Below are 21584 nucleotides of genomic sequence, written 5' to 3'. Positions count from 1 at the left end.
ATAATTTTGAATACTATAAGGCCATTTAAAATAGGAGACTGTAGTCGCCGTAATTCATATGGTAGTTATCTCACTGATATATATTAAAGTGAGCTGTTGGGTCCACTCTTAAAAATCTTAATCGCAAGGATGTGAAATGAAAAAGTGTGTCACGGTGATTAGCCAAGCTTGCTTAGCTATGTTGTTAACGCCATTTGCCGTTGCTGAAGTCGAGCAAAATAGTGAAATGTTTGTGCTTAACTTTGAAGGACCAGACTACGTGCGAACCATTCGTTATACCAAACCTTACCGCGACGGCGACCGCTGGGAGATGGGGTCATTTGTTTATGATAAAACAGTTACCGATCAAGGCTTGGTGACTATATTTAATGGTGAATTGAAGTTAGGTAAACAAAGTGATGGCCGCGTTTTTGTTTATCAAAATGCCAGCGATTACCAGGCAAATAACTGGACCGTTTCACTGATTATTAATGAGGATCTAACGGGCTCATTTATTGATCAAAAAGGCAGTAATGTACATGAGTTCGTAGGTTCTTTTAGCGAAGTAGAAGGGCAGGTGGCTAAAGGTGATGAAGCCTATAGTGACCCGTTATGGCAAATAGCCTATCGAATACAGCCTAAACAAGGGATATACACGATTAATGGTGTAACAGCCTTTGAAGGCGAAGTGAGTGGTAAACATCGTTGGTTATCAAACTGGGTATTTGCTGATCGCTTTCAATTTACGAATAAGGATTCTAGCTCCGTTAAATAACCGTCAAAGCTCAGTGGCAAATTAGTTAATGATCCTCAACTCATAGTATAATCACTGGCTGATTTGAGCTGCATTCGCAAAAGGTGCGCTTTAGCTGCTGTAGTTCGTTGATTATTTTACCTTTGTTTAAATGTTGAGCTCATGACTAAAGATTTACCTTACCAAGCACATCGCTTTTCTGTCGCTCCAATGCTTGATTGGACCGACCGCCACTGCCGTTACTTCCACCGATTAATGACGAAGAATACCTTGCTGTATACTGAAATGGTGACAACCGGTGCCATTTTGCATGGAAAGGGCGATTACTTAGGGTTTTCGGATCCAGAACACCCAATAGCCTTACAACTTGGTGGTTCCAATCCCACAGAGCTTACCGAGTGTGCTAAACGTGCTGAAGACTTAGGTTATGACGAGGTAAACATTAACGTTGGTTGCCCGTCAGACCGTGTTCAAAACGGCCGTTTTGGCGCTTGTTTAATGGCTGAACCAAACTTAGTGGCCGAGTGTGTTAGCGAAATGCAACACCAGGTAAAAATACCAGTAACGGTGAAAACTCGTATTGGGATTGATGAGCAAGATAGCTATCAGTTTCTAAAAGACTTTATTGAACCGGTTGCTCAAGCGGGATGCGAAACCTTTATTATTCATGCGCGTAAAGCGTGGTTATCTGGCTTAAGCCCTAAACAGAATCGTGACATTCCGCCGCTTGATTACTCTCGCGCTTATCAAGTGAAAAAAGATTATCCTCAACTCACCATTAGTGTAAATGGCGGTATCAATAGCTTAGAGCAAGCTGAACAACACTTAGACCACCTTGACGGGGTAATGTTAGGGCGTGAGGTTTACCAAAATCCTTATTTGTTAGCTGAGGTGGATCAACGGATCTTTGACGATCACTCTCCACAATTAAGTCGACATCAGGTCGCTGAGTTAATGTTTCCTTATATTGAGCAGCATCTAGCTCAGGGTGGGCGTTTGCAGCACATTAGCCGTCATATACTTGGCTTGTTTCAAGGTTGCGTAGGTGCCAGAGCTTGGCGTCGTCACCTTAGTGAGAATGCGCATAAATCTGGCGCGGGCATAGAGGTAATGCAAGCCGCGCTGGCATTGGTTCCCGAGCATCAAGAAGCGTAAATACTGCTCGCTTTATTGTTAAAAACTGGCCGCTTAATGCGGCCAGTTTGTTATCTGGCATAGCCCTTGCTATCACTACCTGCGAAGAGTCAGCTTTTTGTCAGGAGAGTGAAACAATGGAATTTTTAAGTCGTTTAATTGCCCGTTGGGGGGTATTAGACATTTTAATGGCGTGGCTACTAATCGCTAGTGGTTTGCTGTTAATGATACCAAACCAATGGCTACCCGAAGCCAGCATAAATAGCCAACTTAGCTTAGTGCTTACCTTTAGTTGTGTAGTGGGTTTAGCTTATTTTATTAGCCGTGGCTTGCTGTTGTTAGTGACTAGCTTAAGTGGGGCAGTTCAACATCGCAAAGAGCTACAGCGTTTGTCGTCAATGGTTGCGTGTTTAGATCATTCTGAACGAGCGATTCTACGTGAGTTTATTATTGCTCGACGCAGTGTTTTAAGTTTGCCTCTCAACGAACCGGCAGTGGTTAACTTGTTGGAGAATGGGGTACTTAAACCGATTAATCAGCAGCATGTGCAAGAACAGCGTAGTAACGTTGACATGATGATTAACCTGGCAGCACGACCATTATTAAGTTACAAAGCCTTGGGCTTGCCAGTGGGTAAATTAAACGAGGAACAGATTGAGCATTTAAAATCAATTCGCCCTCGCTTTTTACAGCCTGACTACAAAGCTAACCGTACTCACTCTGGGAAGTTATTTAGGATCCGAGCGGGTGAAGCAGAGAGCCAAACAGCCGCATAACGTGCTGCTTATTTTGTGCGTTGTTTCAGGTAACCTGCATAGTCAGGAACATCTACCGAAAACTCCTGATTGAAATGACGGCTGGCTAAGATAAAGTCAGCCGTTGCTTGGTTTGTTGCCATAGGAATGTTCCATACCGCAGCCAAGCGTAGCAAGGCTTTTACATCTGGGTCGTGAGGAACCGCATCTAATGGATCCCAGAAAAAGATCATTAAATCTATTTTCCCTTCCGCGATCATCGCTCCCAGTTGTTGGTCACCGCCCATTGGTCCACTTAATAGTGCTTCTACCTCAAAGCCCTGTTGTGATAATAAGGTGCCGGTAGTGCCAGTGCCAAATAACTGATGTTGTACTAATGCTTCTTGGTGGATCTTAGCCCATTTTATTAGCGCGCTCTTTTTATGATCATGAGCCACTAAGGCAATGCGTTTTCGCTCGTGCATTTTGCGAGTTGTTGTATCCATGCTACCTCTTAAATACTCTTAGATTGAAAGCCTTTACTGCAGATTATGTTACTGTTTGTATTTACTATTAGCTAGCGATAGCAGACAGAACATAAGGGTAGGGATCGCAAAACGTGTGCGGCAGTGTGATGATTGGTGGTGAATACGAAATACGACAAGTAATTGGCGTAGATTCGTTATTTTTAGATTTTGGTGAAACTAAGCAATATCGACCCAGCGAGTCTTTGCCTGCGATAACTTTTACTCAAGGAAAACTAACTTGTGAGCACTATCTCTGGGGAATTCAGCATCCTCAAACGAGTCAGTTAATCATTAACGCTCGGGCAGAAACCGCTGCAGATAAAGCTATGTTTAGCCAAGCTTGGTTAAGTCAGCGTTGTTTACTTCCCGTTAAAGCCTGGCATGAATGGCGCAATCAGGAGCGTTTCGAATTTCGTCTAGACCATAGCCACTTGCTGCTATTAGGCGCTTTATATATTCGCCAACACCAACATGAGCAAGCTCGGCTGGTAGTGCTAACTCAAAATGCGAGCAGTCAATTAACGCAATATCATCACCGTATGCCTTTATTGTTTGAGTTAGAAAGCGGATTAGCTTGGCTTGCTGGTCAAGCGTCTCAATCTAAGCCTCAACAGTTTCATTATCATGTCTCTAGCAATAGCCCGCAGCTAGGTTTGTTTTAGTTTGTTCGCGATAAAGTCAGCGATATTATTTTTTAATCGGAGTGAGCGATGATTTACATTTTTGGTTATGGCAGTTTAATTGATACTGATTGCCGCCAGTGCACCTTTCCCGGAGAACACGCCTATGCGGCGCGCTTACACGGGTATCAGCGTTATTGGAGCGGTTTGAAAAGTGCCGAAGACCGTTCTGCCGTAGTCATTACTCCAGATAGTAATGCTAGCGTAAACGGGGTACTGATTCCGTTTGACGAGACATTCTTGCCAGAGTTAGATAAGCGAGAACAAGACTATGACCGTGTACTGCTTGATATTCAACAACTTGATTTGCTCGACGATTTGCCTGGTGAAGTTGTTAAGATCTATACCTATGTGGCAAAGGAGTATTGGCACCCACAAGCAAACAGCCCCATTTTACAAACCTACTTAGATGTATGTTTACGTGGGTGTTTAGCGGTAAATGAAGAATATGCACGAGAGTTTTTATTGTCGACTAATTATTGGGTAAATCATTGGCAGGATGATCGCCATCAACCCCTTTATCCACGGGCGATAAATATGAGTGCTTTAGCCTTGGAGCAAATTGATTCAATCTTGAATGACATGGCACATTTAACCGAGTTAAAACCGAATAAATCACCCGCATAAAAAAAGGCGCCTAAGGCGCCTTTTTTAACTTCGATTCAGTAAACGTAAAATTACAGTACGTGTACAGAAGAAGTGTTAGTAGTACCAGAAGGTACTAGCGCACCAGATACCATCACAATGATGTCGCCTTTGTTAGCAAGACCTGATTCCATCGCTAGGTCTTTACCTAGAGCGTAGAATGCGTCAGTGCTTTCAATGCTATCAACAACATGTGGGTAAACACCTTTAGTCAAACAAAGTTGAGCAGATGTTTTAGTGTTAGTAGTAATCGCTAAAATGTTCGCTTTAGGGAAGTACTTACGAACAGACTTAGCTGATTTACCGCCTTCAGTAGCCACAACGATAAGAGGAGCACTTAGCTTCTCAGACGCTTCAACAGCACCTTTACATACCGCTTCAGTGATGCGTAGTTTACCGCTATCACGTGCTGGATCTAGGTTAGAAGGCATTACTGCGTCAGTACGCTCACAAATAGTTGCCATGATAGATACCGCTTCTACAGGGTATTTACCTTTAGCAGACTCACCAGAAAGCATTACTGCATCAGTACCGTCTAAGATTGCGTTAGCAACGTCGCCCGCTTCAGCGCGAGTTGGACGTGGGTTTTTGATCATTGAGTCAAGCATTTGTGTTGCAGTGATAACCAGCTTACGAGCACGGTTACATTTCTCAATCATCATTTTCTGAGCGAAAATTACTTCTTCAACTGGGATTTCAACACCTAAGTCACCACGAGCAACCATGATGCCGTCAGATACTTCTAGAATTTCGTCGAAGTTATCTACGCCTTCTTGGTTTTCGATTTTAGAGATGATTTGGATAGCGTCGCCACCATTCTCTTTAAGAAGTTGACGAATTTCTAGTACGTCTTCTTTCTTACGAATGAAAGATGCAGCGATGAAATCTACGCCTTGCTCACAACCAAAGATTAAGTCGCCTTTATCTTTAGCTGAAAGTGCAGGTAGTTGAACGATTACGCCAGGAAGGTTAACACCTTTGTTTTCGCCTAGGTCACCGTTGTTAAGAACAGTACACTTAACTTCGTCGTCAGAAACCGCAATAACTTCCATTTCGATTAGGCCGTCATCTACTAAGATGATGTTGCCTACTTTCAAGTCAGCCGCTAAACCAGGGTAAGTTACCGCTACGCGAGTTGAGTCGCCGATAATTGTTTGGTCAGTAGTGAATGTGAACTCTTGACCTGCAACTAAGCTTACGTCATCGCCGCCAGCTAGTTTAATCGTGCGGATTTCTGGACCTTTAGTATCCAATAAAACAGCAGCAGATTTGCCCGTGTTCTTAATAACTTCACGTAGGTTGTTGATGCGAGTGCCGTGCTCTGCAAAGTCCCCGTGAGAGAAGTTAAGACGCATTACGTTCATGCCTGATTCAACTAACTTAGTTAGCATTTCTACCGATTCAGTTTTTGGACCAATGGTACAAACTATTTTGGTTTTCTTCATTGAAGTGACTCTCCGTTAAGGATGCTAGTAAAAAAATCTGCGCACATTATACAAGATTGATCACAAAAGGATATGTAGAAAAATAACTACAAATCAGAATGTCGATCAAAATATTGTCGATTTATTGGCTGTAAATGTGGCTGGTAATTTGTTCAATTTTGTAAAACCTTGCCAGCCTGCTCATTTATTGAGCATCTAGCAAGTATAAAAAAACCTCGCGAAACTGCGAGGTTTTGTTGAGCATTTATTGCTTACTCAATTTCACCACAAAAACGATAACCTTCGCCGTGAATAGTCGCGATGATCTCTGGCGTTTCAGGGATTGATTCGAAGTGTTTTCTAATGCGACGAATGGTAACGTCTACAGTACGGTCATGTGGCTTAAGCTCACGGCCGGTCATCTTCTTAAGCAAGTCAGCTCGGGTTTGAATCTGCCCAGGGTTTTCTACAAAGTGCAACATTGCGCGAAACTCGCTGCGTGGTAGTTTGTAGGTTTCTTGATGAGGGCTTACTAAAGAGCGACTGTTAATATCTAAGGTCCAGCCGTTGAAGCGATATTCTTCAACAGAGCCTTTATCTTCATTGGCTGCTTGACCATTTACAGTGCGGTTTAACAAGTTGCGAGCTCGAATAGTTAGCTCGCGAGGATTGAATGGTTTAGTAATGTAGTCATCTGCACCAATTTCTAAGCCTAAAATCTTGTCTACTTCGTTGTCTCTGCCTGTTAAGAACATCAAGGCAATTTGTTCACGATCACGTAATTCGCGTGCTAATAACAAGCCGTTTTTACCAGGAAGGTTAATATCCATGATAATTAAGTGAACAGAGTGCGCTTCAAGCACGCTATTCATTTCATTGCCGTCGATAGCTTCAAACACGTTGTAGCCTTCGGCTTCAAAAGTGCTTTTTAGCGTGTTACGAGTGACCAATTCGTCCTCGACGATTAAAATATTCGGTGTCATGGTCTTCCCCAATGCTGTTTAGAATAAGTGGGCTTGCGAACAAGTAGCTCAAATAAAAGGTGCAAAGCAATCGCTACTTAATTCAATCCATGTTGAGTTTGTGTTAAAACTCGTTGAATGGCAAAAAAATAGACAAATAGTTTGCCTGAAACGCGTGTTAAATCGGCGTATGAGACCTTCTATATGCATTGTTCGTTACAAGCAATAAACATATTCTATGGGCTTAACAGTGATATAACAACTTGAGACTGAAAAAAGCTTACGTTTTCTGCTGTGCTTTTGATTCAAATCAATCGGAATTGACCATTTTAACGATTTTTAAAAGACAATACTGAAAATAAACTACATGTTTACTTTATATGAAAACACTATCTTTTGGGTCATTGCTAACTTTAAATATCAATGGCTTGCGATAATTACCGTGAGTAATCCTTTTAGTGTTACGAGAATCCGATTATTCAGTCGAAAGTAAGACTGTTATTTAGTTTCATGTTTACAGTTGCTTCAGTTTACTCACTGCTGGCTTACGGCAGGCTGGCGTGATCTAAATCATTACGATTTTAGTGCAGTTGTTGATCGCTCGTTAATTGATGTGCAACATATTGCAAAGCTTTTCAGGCAAAAGATTTTTAGTTGGATAAACGACCACTGTTATCTGCGCGAATGGCTGTGTATTAAGCAAGCTATTTCAACTTAGGCCTAAGCCGACCATTGGTATATTGTATAACTTGATGATAAAGGATGACCGCCATGCAAGACCTTCTTCCCGAGCTTTGTGACCTTTACCCTGAGCAGGTAAAACTATTAGATCCGATATTTACTCTCTATGGTGCTAAGCCGTTATTTTGGGGGCAAGTGGTCACTGTAAAATGTTGGCAAGATAATAGCCGAGTTAAAGAGTTATTAGCCACTCCGGGTGAGGGTAAGGTGCTGGTGGTAGACGGAGGTGGAAGTGTAGAGCGTGCTTTAATGGGCGATTTAATTGCTGACTCTGCCTATGTGCAAGGTTGGGCTGGTGTGGTAATCAATGGAGCTATCCGTGATGTAAGCGCCATTAATACCATGGACTTGGGGGTTAGAGCTTTAGCAGCATGCCCAATGAAAACCGAACGAAAAGGCTTAGGTGAGCTTAACTGTAGTATTGAGTTGGCTGGCCAAGAGATAAAGCCCGGTATGTTCGTTTATGCTGATGAGAATGGTGTGCTAGTGAGTGAACAGGCCTTAGAGCTACCTGAAGGTTTTGCTTAGAAGCGGTAGCCTAAACCAAACTGTAACTGTTGCTGAGTTTGTTTATCTTGCTGTGCTTCTACTTGATAAACAGCTTTAACATCAATATTTTTAAGTAAGTGGTAAGTACTCGACAGCTCTAGACTATGCTCGGTATTGTCGTATTTAGGTTGGTGAACCTGCACCAGCTTACTTTGAATTGAGAGGCTTTTTAGGGGTTGATAATTTACCCCTGTGGAAAGGTTGAAACCTTTGCGGGTGGCAATATCGTCGTATTGGTTATTTACCCCTGCTTCAACAAATAAAGACAATTCGCTGCGCAGTTTGTGCTGATAGCCGCCGTTAAAGAACCAAGATTGAGCGTCGTTATCGTCACCAGTGGCTACAAACTGGCTATTGTTGTAACCCGTGACGTACCAATTTTTTACTTGGCTACGGGAAGACAGCTGTATATGTTCGCCATCGCCGTAACTTAGGCTCATTTCACTTTCAACATCTGCGGCAAACACCGCGCCAGAAACGACAAAAAGAGCAACAACAAGTGAATGCTGAAATAGTAACTTAGCCACCGCTGCTCCTTATTATTATTTTTGTTTCTAAAAAGTAGTATGGTTGATCCTTTGCTTAAGATCACCGCAGATCCTCAAAAATTTAAACAAAACCGATTAAATGATCATTTCCCATAATTTTGTAGCAGGATCCTCTACCTGTTTACAAATCGGCGACGTCTTCGATAAGGATAAACGTCTTCAAACAGACCATTTTTAATGTTCTGCTGTAGTTGCTGCCAATACTTGGCTTGAAACAGCTCAGCGTGTAACTCTCTAAAGACCTGTTTAACAACGGGTTTACCTAACAGAAAGGTGGCAAACTCTTCAGGGAAAATGTCATTGGGCCCAACGGAATAGCTTGGATGGGCACCCCATTGATCTTCGGGATATTGAGATTTTGGAAACTCTCTAAAGTTACACTCGGTCATGTAAGAAATTTCATCATAATCGTAAAATACTACACGACCATGACGGGTCACTCCAAAATTCTTAAATAACATATCGCCGGGGAAAATATTGGCGGCAGCGAGTTGTTTAATGGCGTTGCCGTACTCATCAATAACTTGTCGTGTTTGTGCTTCATCAGCTTTATCCAAATACATATTGAGCGGGATCATTTTGCGTTCGGTATAAAGGTGCTTAATGGTGATGGACTCGCCTTCTATATGTAACATTGATGGCGCTACCGCGTGTAACTCATCTAACAAGGTTTGGCTAAAACGTGCTAGCGGAAACTCTACATTAGAAAACTCTTGCGTGTCGGCCATTCTGCCCACCCGATCATGTTGTTTTACCAAACGGTACTTCTCTTTAACGATGGCATGGCTAACATCTTTGGGCGGAGTAAATTCATCCTTAATGATTTTGAAGACGACATCATAAGAAGGCAGGGTGAATACGCTCATCACCATACCTTTAATGCCAAGCGCAAGTTCGAATTGATCGCTCGAATTATGTAAGTGATTGAGGTAGTGACGATACAATTCGGTTTTACCGTGTTTTTGACAACCAATAGCGGTAAACAACTCGTAATCTGTTTTATTAGGGAGCAATTGCTTTAGAAAATTCACAATGCGCCTTGGTGCGGGGGCATCCACCATAAAGTAGGAGCGGGCAAAGCCAAAGATAATGCTCACTTCATCGCTATCGATAAGCACCGTATCAACACTCACTTTGCCATGTTGATTAAGCAGAGGAAACACCATTGGGAAACTTAATCCTTCACTTTTATAGTGGCCGATTAAATAGGCGGCTTTGTTACGGTAAAACACTGGCTGCAGCATGGTGATTTTGTGTAATTGTTGACCCGCAAGCTGAGGTACTTGATTAAGTCGCTCAGTGATAAAAGAGATATCGCGAGTTAAGTCTTCATAATCGATACTAAAGCCATAATCTTCAAACAAGCTATGCAGTAAGCGTTTTAGTTGAGTATCTTGATACCGCTTTGTGAGTAACTGATAGTCAAATAATTTACTGCAGCGACTCGGTCTTATAAAGAGTTGGCTTTCTTCTATATATCGATGATGGAACAAGCGTTGGTAAACCGAATTAAAGAAAGATTCAGCAACTTCAAAGTTATCATGCTGCTTAAGCAAGTCTGAATAGTGAGATTTAACCGCTGCGCAAAACTCGTTGCTGCGCTGTAGATGGCCGGTGAGCTGTTTAATGGCTTCTCGGGCTTCGGTTACGTGGTGGTCATAAAGACGAATACGCTCACGAGAAGCGAGTTGTACCGACATCCAATCGGCATCTTCAAAGCGTTGTTTAGCGCCTCGGGTTACTTCTAAAAAGCATTGGTAGAAGCTATTGAAGCGCTGCAGCATGGCGTGGGCAGCTTGGTGTTCCATCAATTCATTCATAGGTATTTTCTTATTGTTGTTTTTTTATCCACTATGGCAGGATTTAAACACCTGTTCAAATTTTTATTGCTGGGCTTCGGTTACCTTAATTAGCCAGCCAGATAGCGGGCGAAGGCGTTTAGTTTGTTTTCGACTCTAGGGGTTACTTATGTTGAATGAAGGATAATCAAAGGTGGGAGTTGAGCGAGAGATTGGATTATAAATGCTTAATTATTCGTATAAAACTTATGAAGCATTCACTACAAGTTATCTTTGAGGAGATAAAGCTGGAGCTAGCGACTGCTGAGATTATTAGCAAAAATCAGGGCTTAAGGCTGTTCTTGGCCTTTAAAGGCTTGTTTTCCCCATTATGCTAAACAAATAAAACTTGACTATAGCGCCCAGCTGGTTATGGTATGAACATAAATTGGATTTAGATTTTTTATTCAGATGTCAGTACATTTTGTTTACACAACCACCGGAACGATTACCCGCATTACTACATGCGGGTCGGGCTGGTTGTAGCAAATAACTACATCGAAGAAAGCCCGTATCACTCACGATGCGGGTTTTTTTTTGGGAGGAACAATGCGAGTTTTAAAATTTGGTGGATCATCTTTAGCTGACGCTGAGCGCTTTAATCGCGCTGCCGATATTGTGTTAAGCAATCAGCATCAATCTCAAATGGCTGTGGTACTGTCGGCTCCTGCTGGCGTGACCAATGACTTAGTCGCTGTCGTCGACAAAGTGAGTCACGGTAATGATGGCGAAAGCTATTTAAACCGTATTGAGGAAACCTTCCAAGCCTTGCTTACCCAGTTAAAGGCTAAGTACGCTGGTTTTGCGATTGAGCAAATGCAGTTAATGGTGCATCAAGAGTTGGGCGAACTCCGCCAACTACTTAAAGGTGTTGCCTTGTTACAGCAATGCCCAGACAACATTCGCGCTAAAGTACTCTCTACTGGTGAAAAACTTAGCATTCACACAATGAACCACTTGCTATCAGTGCGTGGTCATAGTGCTGAGATCATTATTCCTCAGCAAAAATTGGTTGCCAATTCTGGCGGCTATCTAGAAGCGGTTGTTGATATTCAAGCGTCTAAGCAGCGTTTAAATCGCGCTATGATTCAAGAAGGTGTTATTTACTTAATGCCTGGCTTTACCGCTGGTAATGACCAAGGTGAAACCGTGGTTCTTGGCCGCAATGGTTCAGATTATAGTGCAGCTGTATTAGCAGCTTGTTTGGATGCTGAATGTTGTGAAATTTGGACCGACGTAGACGGCGTATATAACTGCGACCCACGAATTGTTGAAGACGCACGTTTATTGCGTAGCTTAAGCTACCCAGAAGCGATGGAGCTTAGTTACTTTGGTGCGAAAGTATTGCACCCTAAAACTATTGCGCCTATCGCTCAGTACCATATCCCTTGCCTCATCAAGAACACTTTTAACCCGCAGGGTGAGGGTACCTTGATTGGGGCACAAAGCCCTGCTCAAGATGACCTACCGGTTAAAGCTTTATCCAGTTTATCAGAGCTGACGATGCTTACTGTTTCAGGCCCAGGCATGAAAGGTATGGTTGGCATGGCAGGGCGTATTTTTGAAAGCATTTCGCGCAGTAAAGTATCAGTGGCGCTAATTACTCAGTCTAGCTGCGAATATAGCGTTAGCTTTTGTATTCATAGTATTGACGCCACTCGCGCGCTTGAGGCCTTAAACGAAGAGTTTGAGCTAGAGCTAGCGAATCAACTATTAGAGCCGATTGAAACTATCGACAAGCTGGCGATTATTTCGCTGGTGGGCGATAGCATGCGCCGTAGCAAAGGGGTTGCTGCACGCTTTTTCACCTCTCTTGCTGAAGTGGCAATTAACATTGTTGCGATTGCGCAAGGCTCTTCAGAGCGTTCTATTTCGGCAGTGGTATCTCAAGAGAAAGCCGCCGAGGCGATTCGCGCTTGTCACCAAAACTTCTTTAACAGCATGCATTACATTGATTTATTCCTGATTGGCGTAGGCGGTGTTGGTGGTGCTTTAGTTGAGCAAATTCATGCTCAACAAGGCCATTTAAAAGAGCAGCAAATTGGTATTCGGGTATGTGGTGTGGCGAACAGTCGTAAGTTACTGCTTGATGCTAAAGGCTTAGATTTAGAGAACTGGCAACAACAGCTAGAGGCTACCGAAGAGAATGGTGGTTTCAGTTTAGCCAACGTTACTGACTTAGTTGGCCAAAGCCACCTTATTAACCCGGTGATAGTAGATTGTACTAGCAACGATGATATTGCCGGCAAATACGCCGAGTTTCTAGCTAATGGCTTTCACGTAGTTACTGCCAATAAAAAGGCCAATACTTCAAGCATGGAGTATTACCAACAACTACGTAAAACTGCCTTGGCAATGCGCCGTAAGTTTTTATACGACACTAACGTAGGTGCTGGTTTACCAGTAATTGAAAACCTACAAAACTTGCTTAAAGCTGGCGATAAGCTGGAACGCTTTAACGGGATCCTTTCTGGCTCGTTATCTTTCATCTTTGGTAAATTAGATGAAGGCATGAGCTTCTCCGAGGCAACAACTATTGCTCGTGAAAACGGCTTTACCGAGCCTGATCCGCGTGATGATTTATCGGGTATGGACGTTGCTCGTAAACTGCTTATTCTGGCTCGTGAAGCGGGCATGCCTTTAAGCATCGAAGACATTCAAATAGATAAAGCCTTACCGCCAAACTTTGATTCAAGTGGCGATACGGAAGCCTTTATGGCGCGCCTACCAGAAGCCGATGCTTACTTTACCAAGCTGATGGAAGATGCCGCAGCCGAAGGTAAGGTATTACGTTACCTTGGTAGCATTGATAAAGGTGTATGCAAAGTATCGTTAAGTGCGGTTGCAGCCGACGACCCATTAAACCGTGTTAAAGACGGCGAAAATGCCTTAGCCTTTTACAGCCGCTACTACCAACCGATTCCATTAGTATTACGTGGCTACGGTGCTGGTACTGCAGTAACTGCTGCGGGTGTATTTGCAGACGTACTAAGAACCTTAAACTGGAACCAAGAGGTATAATATGAGTGTTGTTGTTTATGCTCCAGCCTCAACGGCCAATGTCAGTGTTGGCTTTGATTCCCTAGGCGCTGCCTTATCTCCAATCGACGGCCGTTTGTTGGGGGATAGAGTAATGGTGGAAGCCGCTGAAGGTGATGATGTCGTCATTGAGAACGTGGGTGATTTTGCCCACAAGCTACCGGCCGATCCTAAACAAAACATTCTTTACGATTGCTACCACTATTTTGCTAAGCAGTATGCCGAGCAGGTTGGCAAGCCCTTAGCGTGTGTAAAAATGACCCTAGAGAAAAACTTGCCAATAGGCAGTGGTTTAGGCTCTAGTGCTTGTTCGGTGGTAGCCGCTTTAGAAGGCTTAAATGCTTTTGTTGATACGCCCTTTGATAAAGAGCAAATGCTTATTATGATGGGCGAGCTAGAAGGGCAGATTAGCGGCAGTGTGCATTACGACAACGTAGCCCCTTGTTACTTGGGCGGCATGCAACTGATGTTGCAGCAAGAAGGCGCCACTAGCCAAGCGATTCCCCATTTTGAAGATTGGTATTGGATTGTTGCCTACCCAGGCATTAATATCTCTACCGCGCAGGCTCGTTCAATTTTACCTGCGCAATACCGTCGCCAAGATACCTTAGAGTTTGGCCGTAATTTAGCCGGATTTGTACATGCTAGTTACAGCAAACAACCTGAGCTAGCGGCGACGTTGCTAAAAGACAATATTATCGCCGAACCTTATCGCGCGGCACTTATTCCGGGCTTTGATGAAGTACGCAGTTTTGCCGCTCAAAGCGGCGCTTTAGCTAGCGGTATTTCTGGCTCTGGACCAACAATATTTATTGTTACGCCAGTGCTTGAGCAAGCACAACGCACCAAAAGCTGGTTAGAACAACACTTTATTCAAAACGAAGATGGATTTTGCCATGTTTGTAAAATCGATGAACAGGGCACACGAGTAACAGGAACGTCGCTATGAACTTATACAATCTAAAACACAACGAAGAACAAGTTAGCTTTACTCAAGCGGTTAAACAAGGTTTAGGCAAACAGCAAGGTTTGTTTTTCCCTGATAATATTCCAGCCTTTGATGATATTGACGCGTTGCTTGATCTGGATTTTCATCCGCGCTGTGCAAAGTTGTTAGCGGCATTGCTAGATAACGAGTTGTCTGAGCAAGAATTGCTAGAAATGGTCACTAAGGCTTTTATCTTCCCTGCGCCCTTGGCCAAGGTAAGCGATAAAATTAGTGCTCTAGAATTATTCCACGGCCCAACTTTAGCGTTTAAAGACTTTGGTGGCCGTTTTATGGCGCAGTGTTTAGCTAAATTTTCTAATGGCAATAAAACCACTATTTTAACCGCAACTTCTGGCGATACTGGCGCTGCGGTGGCACATGCATTTTATGGCATGGAAAACATCAATGTTGTGGTGCTTTATCCAAAAGGTAAAATTAGTCCGCTACAAGAAAAGCTGTTCTGTACCTTAGGCGGTAACATTACCACTGTTGCAGTTGAAGCTGACTTTGATGCTTGCCAAGCCATGGTGAAGCAGTCTTTTGACGATGAAGCACTGAAACAAGCGATTGGTCTAAACTCTGCGAACTCAATCAATATTAGCCGTTTAGTGGCGCAGGTATGTTACTACTTCGAAGCGGCTGCTCAGTTGTCAAAAGCACAGCGTGAGCAATTAGTGGTTTCTGTGCCGTCAGGTAACTTTGGTAACCTAACAGCTGGCCTGATTGCAAAAGCGATGGGTTTGCCAATTAAACGCTTTATTGCCGCAACTAACGCAAACGACACGGTACCGCGCTATTTGGCCTCAGGTAATTGGGAGCCAAAGCCTACTCAAGCTACGCTATCTAATGCAATGGACGTAAGCCAGCCAAACAACTGGCCACGTGTAGAAGAGCTGTTTAAAACCAAAGGTTGGCCACTTAGTGACCTAGGTAAAGGCGTAATGAGCGATGCTCAAACTGCTGAAGCTGTTAAAGCTTTAGATGACGCAGGCTATGTATGTGAACCGCATGGCGCAATTGCTTACCAACAGCTAACCGAGCAATTGGCCGAGGGCGAGCAAGGTTTGTTCTTATGTACCGCGCACCCCGCTAAGTTTAAAGAAAGCGTTGAAGATATATTGGAGCGCGAAATCGGTTTACCTAAGCCGTTAGCAGACCGAGCAGATTTAGCGCTTTTATCTAAAGAAATGCCTGCAGATTTTGCTCAACTACGTGAACTGCTTATGAGCATTTAAGTTCAGCCTAAGCTAAGCAGGAAGCACTAAACAGCGCCTTATTTGGCGCTGTTTTTATTTGAGCTGATAGTAAGAAAAGTCGAGGGGATTAAGCGGCTAAACTATTATGGCAAGCGGTTGGCTGAGGCGAGTATCAAGCCAATTAAAGTTAATCAGTTTGGTCTTTAGTGGCAGCCTAGTTTGACCCCGAGTTGATCTTTGTTTCGTTCTCGCGCATATTGCAGGGATTGCTAGGACAAAATCAAAATAACTATGAGTAAAGTGTTAAAAGATCTACTTGAGCTGCTTACCCTAGAGCGTATTGAAGAAGGGCTGTTTCGTGGCTGTAGCCAAGATTTAGGTTTTGGTGCTGTGTTTGGCGGCCAAGTAATGGGGCAGGCGTTATCGGCTGCTAAAGAAACGGTAGATGAGAAGCGCCAAGTTCATTCTTTTCACTCTTACTTTCTACGCCCCGGCGATCCCAACCACCGAATCGTTTATGACATTGAAAGTATTCGCGACGGGCGAAGCATGTCTACTCGCCGAGTGAAAGCTATTCAGTTTGGTAAGCCTATCTTTTATATGACTGCTTCATTTCAAGAGCCTACCATTGGCTTTGAACACCAAGATGAAATGCCGCAAGTGCCCGCACCGGAAGAGCTGCAGTCAGAACAAGAGTATGCTTTTCAATTGCGCGATCAACTGCCTGATGCGGTGCGAGATAAGTTTATTTGCGACAAGCCATTAGAAATGCGCCCGGTAAGCTTTGTTAACCCTTTGCAGCCTGAAAAGCTAGAAGCTAAACGTTGCGTATGGTTTAAAGCAAATGGACAAATGCCAGACGATGGCCGTATTCACCGTTATTTGCTGGCTTACGCCTCAGACTTTAACTTTTTGCCTACAGCTTTGCAGCCACATGGTCGCTCGTTTATTGAGCCCTCTATACAAACTGCCACTATTGACCACAGCATGTGGTATCACCAAGATTTTCGCTTAGACGAGTGGTTATTGTATGTTGTCGACAGCCCAGCGGCTTCTCAAGGGCGTGGCCTAGTGAGAGGGCAGTTCTTTACGCGTGAAGGTAAGCTGGTGGCATCAACCATTCAAGAAGGGTTGATTAGAGAGCGTGATTAAGCTTATTTAGCCTGTACTAAAACTAAAAAAAGCATGCCTAGGCATGCTTTTTTTTATTGAGCGAAACTGAAGCTTATAAAGATTCAGTAAAGGTACGTGTAATTACGTCCTGTTGTTGCTCAGTCGTTAGCGAGTTAAAACGTACCGCATAACCTGAAACACGAATGGTTAGTTGTGGGTACTTTTCTGGGTGCTTAACAGCATCTTCTAGGGTTTCGCGACGTAGTACGTTCACGTTTAGGTGTTGGCCACCTTCTTCAATAGGTTGTGCTTTCATTGGCACTTCACGATACTCGATTTGACCCAATGCATCGATAGCTACCACTTCATCTTCAGCGTACAGCTCATCTTTTACACATAGGCAACGAGCTTGGCTTTGCTCGTTATCTAATAGCCAGAAAGAACCCAATAGTGCGTCGTTGTCTGCTTTAGTAATTTGAATACCTGTGGTCATAACATACCTCATTAGCTAAAAATTGTAATTTTATTACATAATATAGCGATCCTTGAGCCACTTATCGAATCATTATCGCCACTTGCTGTAACTATACTACAATTGACCTTAATCAAAAAAGGGTTTTTTTTGAATTTTATTATTAATTTTATTGATGAGGGTTAAGAGTAAGTTTATTGGCTTGTGCTAGGAGGTGAAGCTGTGTTTGAATAATATCTAAGCAGTAGTGGTCGATTTGTTATTCAAGCATTTGTTTTTTATGGTTTAGTGGTTACATAACTGTGTGTGATCCCATTTTGGGGTGTTTATCTTAAAAAGTGTGAACTGAGCGAAAAGCAAATCTGTCTAATAAACGATCTAGCGCAATTAAAGTACAACGGTGAGTCCTTTATACTGATTTAAAGAGTGCTGGTTAGCCAAGGAGAAGCAATGTTACAAAGTCTTCATCAAGATCATCAAAATATCGCTAAGTTGCTGAAGGTGTTAGAGCAGAAGTTGGCTCACATTCGCAATGAAAAAGCGGTTAAGTACAAGTTGATCGCTCATATCATTAGCTACATGCAAGAATACGCAGATCGTTACCACCATCCTAAAGAAGATTTAATTTACGAATACTACGTTAAGTATCGTGTTGTAGAGGATGACCTTTCCGACCAACTGAAAAAGCAACACCAACATCTGTTGGAAATGACTGATGAGTTGAGTGATATTCTTGACATTATTTTGCTGGATGCAGTGGTTCCGCTTGACCAGTTCAGTGACAAGTTAGAAGCCTTTATTAAGGCGCAGTGGGAACATCTTAACTATGAAGAAGAGGTGATTTTCCCTGCATTAAAACGCCACCTAACCGCTGACGATTGGCGTGCGATAGAGCAAAGTTGGCAGCACGGCAATTATGAAGATCCATTGTTTGGTCATCGTGTGCAAGAGCAATACAAAGCTCTATCAGAACGCATTAAGCTATCTGAGCCACAAGAATAGTCAGCAAATACCCAGTAACAAAAAACCCGGCTTAGCCGGGTTTTTTTATTTAGTATTCGTATTCAGTTTGAAGGTCAAAACTATTGTCGATTGACTGTAGTTCCTTTTGTAAACGAATCTTATCTTTAATGGCTTCTATTTCACGCCATTTACGCTTCTTATTTGAACTGCGAGAAGATTTACTTGTTTCAACAGTATCCAAGTCTAGCCTATCCATGGTTATCTCCTTGTATGTTGTTGCAATTAATAAGTACCACACGTGCACAAAAAGTAAAATACTAATGTTGCAAAAAAGTTACCGTGGCCAATCTTTTTCATCAAATTTTGTGAAACTTCCTATGCTTTATATGTAGTCTGTAACTTAGTTACCAGCATAAATAACTTTTATTTATATACGGCCGTGTTTTTATCTTGTTTTTGTTATATATCAAAGCATGGTTAGTTGCTCACGCCTAAACTCCGCGCTCATTTAAACCTAAGCTAGGTTTTAAACGAACAACAAAAGTAAGGTGAATGTAAACCATGAATGAGATTGTGAACTGGTTAAACGACGTACTTTGGGGCAATTTGCTCATCTATTTGCTGCTGGGTACCGGTGTTCTATTCACCGTGCGAACTAAATTTATTCAGTTTCGTCATTTTGGACACATGTTTTCAGTAATGAAATCGAGTCGTAAAGGCGATGCTAGCGGTATTTCTTCTTTCCAAGCCTTGTGTACCAGCCTGGCGGCTCGTGTCGGTACCGGTAATTTAGCTGGTGTTGCCTTAGCCATTAGTCTTGGTGGGCCTGGAGCGGTGTTCTGGATGTGGGTAGTGGCATTGCTAGGCATGGCTACCAGCTTTGCAGAAAGCAGCTTGGCCCAGCTCTACAAAATCAAAGACAGCGACGGTAACTTCCGGGGTGGGCCTTCTTATTACATGGAGCAGGGCCTAGGTAAACGTTGGATGGGCGTGATCTTCGCTATCTGTTTGATTGTAGCGTTTGGTTTAGTCTTTAACGCGGTACAAGCTAACTCAATTGCTTCAGCCTTACACGAAGCATTTGGCTTTGAAAAATATGTGGTTGGCGGCATCTTAGTGGCTGCAGCTGCATTAATCATCTTTGGTGGCATTCGCAGTATTGCTCGTTTTGCCGAGTTAGTGGTACCGATTATGGCCTTAGCTTACGTGCTAGTGGCCTTAGTGGTTGTGCTGATGAATATTCAACAAATGCCTGAGGTGTTTAGTTTAATCTTCCGCTCGGCATTTGGCTTTCAAGAAGCAGGTGCTGGTGCCTTAGGCGCCGCCATGATGAACGGTATTAAGCGCGGTTTGTTTTCTAACGAAGCAGGTATGGGTAGTGCACCAAATGCAGCGGCTACGGCAACGCCTTACCCGCCTCATCCTGCATCGCAAGGTTACGTGCAAATGTTGGGTGTGTTTATCGATACTCTAGTGATTTGTACCGCGACAGCAGCCATTATTTTGCTTAGCTACAATGAGCAATTAACGGGTGATGGTATCGCGTTAACCCAACAAGCACTTAGTGGCCAAGTGGGTGAGTGGGGAAGCTATTTTGTTGGCGTGGCAATTATCTTCTTTGCCTTCACTTCTATTGTGGGTAATTATTCTTACGCTGAAACAAACTTGATTTTCCTCGAGCATAACCATAAAGCGGGTTTATGGATTTTCCGCTTATTAGTGCTCTCAATGGTGATGTTTGGTGCGGTAGTGAAGATTGATATTATTTGGAATCTAGCAGATGTATCGATGGGCTTTATGGCAATTGTTAACTTAGTGGCTATTTTAATGCTCTCTGGCGTAGTAGTTAAACTGGCTAAGGACTATAACCGCCAATTAGATGCAGGCAAAGTGCCTACTTTTAACAGCGACGATTACCCAGAACTGAAGCAGCAAATAGATCCAGAAATCTGGTCGAGCTCTAAGAAGTAAGTTCTTACTTATACGTGGTAAAAAGCCAACTGATATCAGTTGGCTTTTTTGATTAAAAATTAGCTGCTGAACATGCCGACTTCTCGCTGACTCGTCGTCCAAAATTTTTGCCATTTTCTTAATAAGCTTGGATTGTTCAAGCCTTGCGCTTCGACAAGACATTCAGAAACTAAACCACTCAGAATTTCTTGGGCATATGCTTGATCGTGGGTATGTTCAAGTAAGCGTCGATAAGACGATAGAAAATAGTATTTCCCTCGGTTGTTACCACGCGCGTACTTGTATTGCATGATATTTTCAGCAATTACTTGCGACGATTCCACTTGGTTTTCATCTAGCTTCATGGAGATTAAGTCACCTGCCATTTCAACCATTTGAGTGGCGTCGTTGCAAACGTTGCTATAACAATCTCCATCCCACTGGCTTGTCATATAGTGTTCCAAGAAAAACTCATATAAAGGCATGAATTCTCGTGTTGTTCCTCTCGCTAAATCCCACCCTTGTTGTAAGGGGTCATCTTGATGCAGTAGCATAAAAACGTAAGCAACTTTAAAACGGCGTAAGTGTTTATCAGACCCTTTGTTTTGCTCCACATAGCTTTGGTATTCTTCGCTGGTATAACTCATTGGGTCGAAGTATTTTATAGGAACCTCGCTCCACCATGCCGGCTTAGGTACTGCCTCTTCAAATTCTGGCCAGCTCGGCCAAGATTGCTCTGAAGCTAATTCGCTAGCGAGTTGTTTATTGTGCTGCTTCATTAATAGTTGGTTTACTGCAATTGGCGAGCAGAGTATCAGCAACATCCAGTATGCAAACTTTTTGCTACCTTGCTGGTCAAGCACGCTGTGTTTGGTGACGATGAAAGAAACTAGTACAGAAAACATAAATATCACTAAGCTAAGTACAGTCGTAAACCAAACTTGCACTGGGTGAGCAATCCGTGATTTTGGTGACATAGCGGGGTTGTAATAAATGGCTATTGCATCACCTTGACGCATTTGTCCGTATACCAAAGGTGCTAGCTCTAACTCTCGCTCTAACTTACCCGCTACACTTGGATTTTCGAACTGGTAAATAATGTTTAGGTGTAATGCTCTTGACTGAGATGAGCTGCTGGTATTACTGGTGTAAGAGGACTTTTGGGTGACCTCTGCAGTCAGAACTTGGCTATAATTGATATAGCTATAGTTGCTCGCGAATAAATGACCGGTTAAATAAGCCAAGCAGGCACTAACTAACCAAAAAAGCATTGCGGCTTTTTTCCCGAGTTGTTTAAGACTTCCTTGTCTCTGTGTTGCGTTCATTTGCTATTCCTAGATCCGATACC

The 21584-nt window shown here is 43.0% G+C and carries 20 protein-coding genes; 12 read left to right on the top strand and 8 right to left on the bottom strand.

Features of this window, described 5'->3' with window-relative positions:
* Positions 1-136 precede the first annotated feature (136 nt).
* From Q4592_RS13125 to Q4592_RS13115, 3 genes are all read left to right on the top strand, one after another.
* The gene (locus tag Q4592_RS13125) at positions 137-754 is read left to right on the top strand and encodes a hypothetical protein (RefSeq protein ID WP_303513794.1); all 618 of its coding nucleotides are present in this window, start codon (positions 137-139) and stop codon (positions 752-754) included.
* Between the two features lie 141 nt (positions 755-895).
* Positions 896-1888, top strand: coding sequence for a tRNA dihydrouridine(20/20a) synthase DusA (gene dusA, locus Q4592_RS13120; RefSeq protein ID WP_303513792.1), 993 nt, complete (start codon positions 896-898; stop codon positions 1886-1888).
* 116 nt (positions 1889-2004) lie between these two features.
* Positions 2005-2643 carry a super-infection exclusion protein B gene (locus tag Q4592_RS13115; RefSeq protein ID WP_303513789.1) on the top strand — a complete coding sequence of 213 codons (639 nt, stop codon included), beginning with the start codon at positions 2005-2007 and terminating at the stop codon, positions 2641-2643.
* A gap of 8 nt (positions 2644-2651) precedes the next feature.
* Here Q4592_RS13115 and Q4592_RS13110 read toward each other — a convergent pair whose 3' ends face one another.
* The gene (locus Q4592_RS13110; protein WP_303513786.1) at positions 2652-3107 is read right to left on the bottom strand and encodes a methylglyoxal synthase; all 456 of its coding nucleotides are present in this window, start codon (positions 3105-3107) and stop codon (positions 2652-2654) included.
* 113 nt (positions 3108-3220) lie between these two features.
* On the opposite strand from Q4592_RS13110, the gene Q4592_RS13105 reads away from it, so the two are divergent.
* Both Q4592_RS13105 and Q4592_RS13100 read left to right on the top strand, forming a co-directional pair.
* Positions 3221-3790, top strand: a complete 570-nt coding sequence (locus Q4592_RS13105; protein ID WP_303513783.1) for an SOS response-associated peptidase family protein — start codon at positions 3221-3223, stop codon at positions 3788-3790.
* 48 nt (positions 3791-3838) lie between these two features.
* Positions 3839-4435: a gamma-glutamylcyclotransferase family protein gene (locus tag Q4592_RS13100; protein WP_303513780.1), complete on the top strand. Its 597-nt coding sequence runs from the start codon at positions 3839-3841 to the stop codon at positions 4433-4435.
* Between the two features lie 50 nt (positions 4436-4485).
* Here Q4592_RS13100 and pykF read toward each other — a convergent pair whose 3' ends face one another.
* Both pykF and arcA read right to left on the bottom strand, forming a co-directional pair.
* Positions 4486-5898, bottom strand: a complete 1413-nt coding sequence (pykF, locus tag Q4592_RS13095) for a pyruvate kinase PykF (RefSeq protein ID WP_137673736.1) — start codon at positions 5896-5898, stop codon at positions 4486-4488.
* Positions 5899-6149: 251 nt separating this feature from the next.
* Positions 6150-6860 carry a two-component system response regulator ArcA gene (arcA, locus tag Q4592_RS13090; protein ID WP_137673737.1) on the bottom strand — a complete coding sequence of 237 codons (711 nt, stop codon included), beginning with the start codon at positions 6858-6860 and terminating at the stop codon, positions 6150-6152.
* Between the two features lie 750 nt (positions 6861-7610).
* On the opposite strand from arcA, the gene Q4592_RS13085 reads away from it, so the two are divergent.
* On the top strand, positions 7611-8108 hold the full coding sequence (locus Q4592_RS13085) for a putative 4-hydroxy-4-methyl-2-oxoglutarate aldolase (protein WP_303513772.1): 498 nt from the start codon (positions 7611-7613) through the stop codon (positions 8106-8108).
* On the opposite strand, the gene Q4592_RS13080 is transcribed toward Q4592_RS13085, so the two are convergent.
* The gene (locus tag Q4592_RS13080) at positions 8105-8656 is read right to left on the bottom strand and encodes a hypothetical protein (protein WP_303513770.1); all 552 of its coding nucleotides are present in this window, start codon (positions 8654-8656) and stop codon (positions 8105-8107) included. The genes Q4592_RS13085 and Q4592_RS13080 overlap by 4 nt on opposite strands.
* 134 nt (positions 8657-8790) lie before the next feature.
* Positions 8791-10497: a bifunctional isocitrate dehydrogenase kinase/phosphatase gene (gene aceK, locus Q4592_RS13075; RefSeq protein ID WP_303513768.1), complete on the bottom strand. Its 1707-nt coding sequence runs from the start codon at positions 10495-10497 to the stop codon at positions 8791-8793.
* Between the two features lie 567 nt (positions 10498-11064).
* Here aceK and thrA point away from each other — a divergent pair.
* The 4 genes from thrA (at position 11065) to tesB (ending at position 16890) form a co-directional block, all read left to right on the top strand.
* Positions 11065-13536, top strand: a complete 2472-nt coding sequence (gene thrA, locus Q4592_RS13070; protein ID WP_303513767.1) for a bifunctional aspartate kinase/homoserine dehydrogenase I — start codon at positions 11065-11067, stop codon at positions 13534-13536.
* 1 nt (position 13537) lies between these two features.
* Positions 13538-14503, top strand: coding sequence for a homoserine kinase (gene thrB, locus Q4592_RS13065; RefSeq protein WP_137673742.1), 966 nt, complete (start codon positions 13538-13540; stop codon positions 14501-14503).
* Positions 14500-15777, top strand: a complete 1278-nt coding sequence (gene thrC / locus Q4592_RS13060; protein WP_303513764.1) for a threonine synthase — start codon at positions 14500-14502, stop codon at positions 15775-15777. The genes thrB and thrC overlap by 4 nt, the downstream gene beginning before the upstream one ends.
* A 252-nt stretch (positions 15778-16029) precedes the next feature.
* Positions 16030-16890, top strand: a complete 861-nt coding sequence (gene tesB, locus Q4592_RS13055) for an acyl-CoA thioesterase II (RefSeq protein WP_137673745.1) — start codon at positions 16030-16032, stop codon at positions 16888-16890.
* Positions 16891-16963: 73 nt separating this feature from the next.
* On the opposite strand, the gene grcA is transcribed toward tesB, so the two are convergent.
* A complete protein-coding gene (gene grcA, locus Q4592_RS13050; RefSeq protein WP_303513762.1) occupies positions 16964-17344 on the bottom strand; it encodes an autonomous glycyl radical cofactor GrcA in 381 nt (126 codons plus the stop codon).
* A gap of 429 nt (positions 17345-17773) precedes the next feature.
* Here grcA and Q4592_RS13045 point away from each other — a divergent pair, with 429 nt between their 5' ends.
* Positions 17774-18325, top strand: a complete 552-nt coding sequence (locus Q4592_RS13045) for a hemerythrin domain-containing protein (protein WP_303513759.1) — start codon at positions 17774-17776, stop codon at positions 18323-18325.
* Positions 18326-18374: 49 nt separating this feature from the next.
* Here Q4592_RS13045 and Q4592_RS13040 read toward each other — a convergent pair whose 3' ends face one another.
* Positions 18375-18542 (bottom strand): DUF3545 family protein, encoded by a 168-nt coding sequence (locus Q4592_RS13040; RefSeq protein WP_137673748.1) that lies wholly within the window; start codon positions 18540-18542, stop codon positions 18375-18377.
* Positions 18543-18847: 305 nt separating this feature from the next.
* Between Q4592_RS13040 and Q4592_RS13035 the strand changes: the two genes are divergently transcribed.
* On the top strand, positions 18848-20257 hold the full coding sequence (locus Q4592_RS13035; RefSeq protein WP_303513756.1) for a sodium:alanine symporter family protein: 1410 nt from the start codon (positions 18848-18850) through the stop codon (positions 20255-20257).
* Between the two features lie 59 nt (positions 20258-20316).
* On the opposite strand, the gene Q4592_RS13030 is transcribed toward Q4592_RS13035, so the two are convergent.
* Positions 20317-21561: a DUF3592 domain-containing protein gene (locus tag Q4592_RS13030; protein WP_303513753.1), complete on the bottom strand. Its 1245-nt coding sequence runs from the start codon at positions 21559-21561 to the stop codon at positions 20317-20319.
* Positions 21562-21584 lie beyond the last annotated feature (23 nt).

Source organism: Agarivorans sp. 1_MG-2023 (genome assembly GCF_030548385.1).
Taxonomy (GTDB): domain Bacteria; phylum Pseudomonadota; class Gammaproteobacteria; order Enterobacterales; family Celerinatantimonadaceae; genus Agarivorans.
This window is presented reverse-complemented; position numbering and strand designations above follow the sequence as displayed.

Excerpts from the sequence above, each read along its gene's own strand:
- Q4592_RS13085 (WP_303513772.1), top strand. The coding sequence starts at position 7,611 with ATGCAAGACCTTCTTCCCGAGCTTTGTGACCTTTACCCTGAGCAGGTA.
- tesB (WP_137673745.1), top strand. The coding sequence starts at position 16,030 with ATGAGTAAAGTGTTAAAAGATCTACTTGAGCTGCTTACCCTAGAGCGT.
- Q4592_RS13045 (WP_303513759.1), top strand. The coding sequence starts at position 17,774 with ATGTTACAAAGTCTTCATCAAGATCATCAAAATATCGCTAAGTTGCTG.
- dusA (WP_303513792.1), top strand. The coding sequence starts at position 896 with ATGACTAAAGATTTACCTTACCAAGCACATCGCTTTTCTGTCGCTCCA.
- arcA (WP_137673737.1), bottom strand. The coding sequence starts at position 6,860 with ATGACACCGAATATTTTAATCGTCGAGGACGAATTGGTCACTCGTAAC.
- thrA (WP_303513767.1), top strand. The coding sequence starts at position 11,065 with ATGCGAGTTTTAAAATTTGGTGGATCATCTTTAGCTGACGCTGAGCGC.
- Q4592_RS13125 (WP_303513794.1), top strand. The coding sequence starts at position 137 with ATGAAAAAGTGTGTCACGGTGATTAGCCAAGCTTGCTTAGCTATGTTG.
- Q4592_RS13040 (WP_137673748.1), bottom strand. The coding sequence starts at position 18,542 with ATGGATAGGCTAGACTTGGATACTGTTGAAACAAGTAAATCTTCTCGC.
- Q4592_RS13115 (WP_303513789.1), top strand. The coding sequence starts at position 2,005 with ATGGAATTTTTAAGTCGTTTAATTGCCCGTTGGGGGGTATTAGACATT.
- Q4592_RS13035 (WP_303513756.1), top strand. The coding sequence starts at position 18,848 with ATGAATGAGATTGTGAACTGGTTAAACGACGTACTTTGGGGCAATTTG.
- thrC (WP_303513764.1), top strand. The coding sequence starts at position 14,500 with ATGAACTTATACAATCTAAAACACAACGAAGAACAAGTTAGCTTTACT.
- Q4592_RS13110 (WP_303513786.1), bottom strand. The coding sequence starts at position 3,107 with ATGGATACAACAACTCGCAAAATGCACGAGCGAAAACGCATTGCCTTA.
- grcA (WP_303513762.1), bottom strand. The coding sequence starts at position 17,344 with ATGACCACAGGTATTCAAATTACTAAAGCAGACAACGACGCACTATTG.
- Q4592_RS13030 (WP_303513753.1), bottom strand. The coding sequence starts at position 21,561 with ATGAACGCAACACAGAGACAAGGAAGTCTTAAACAACTCGGGAAAAAA.
- Q4592_RS13100 (WP_303513780.1), top strand. The coding sequence starts at position 3,839 with ATGATTTACATTTTTGGTTATGGCAGTTTAATTGATACTGATTGCCGC.
- aceK (WP_303513768.1), bottom strand. The coding sequence starts at position 10,497 with ATGAATGAATTGATGGAACACCAAGCTGCCCACGCCATGCTGCAGCGC.
- thrB (WP_137673742.1), top strand. The coding sequence starts at position 13,538 with ATGAGTGTTGTTGTTTATGCTCCAGCCTCAACGGCCAATGTCAGTGTT.
- pykF (WP_137673736.1), bottom strand. The coding sequence starts at position 5,898 with ATGAAGAAAACCAAAATAGTTTGTACCATTGGTCCAAAAACTGAATCG.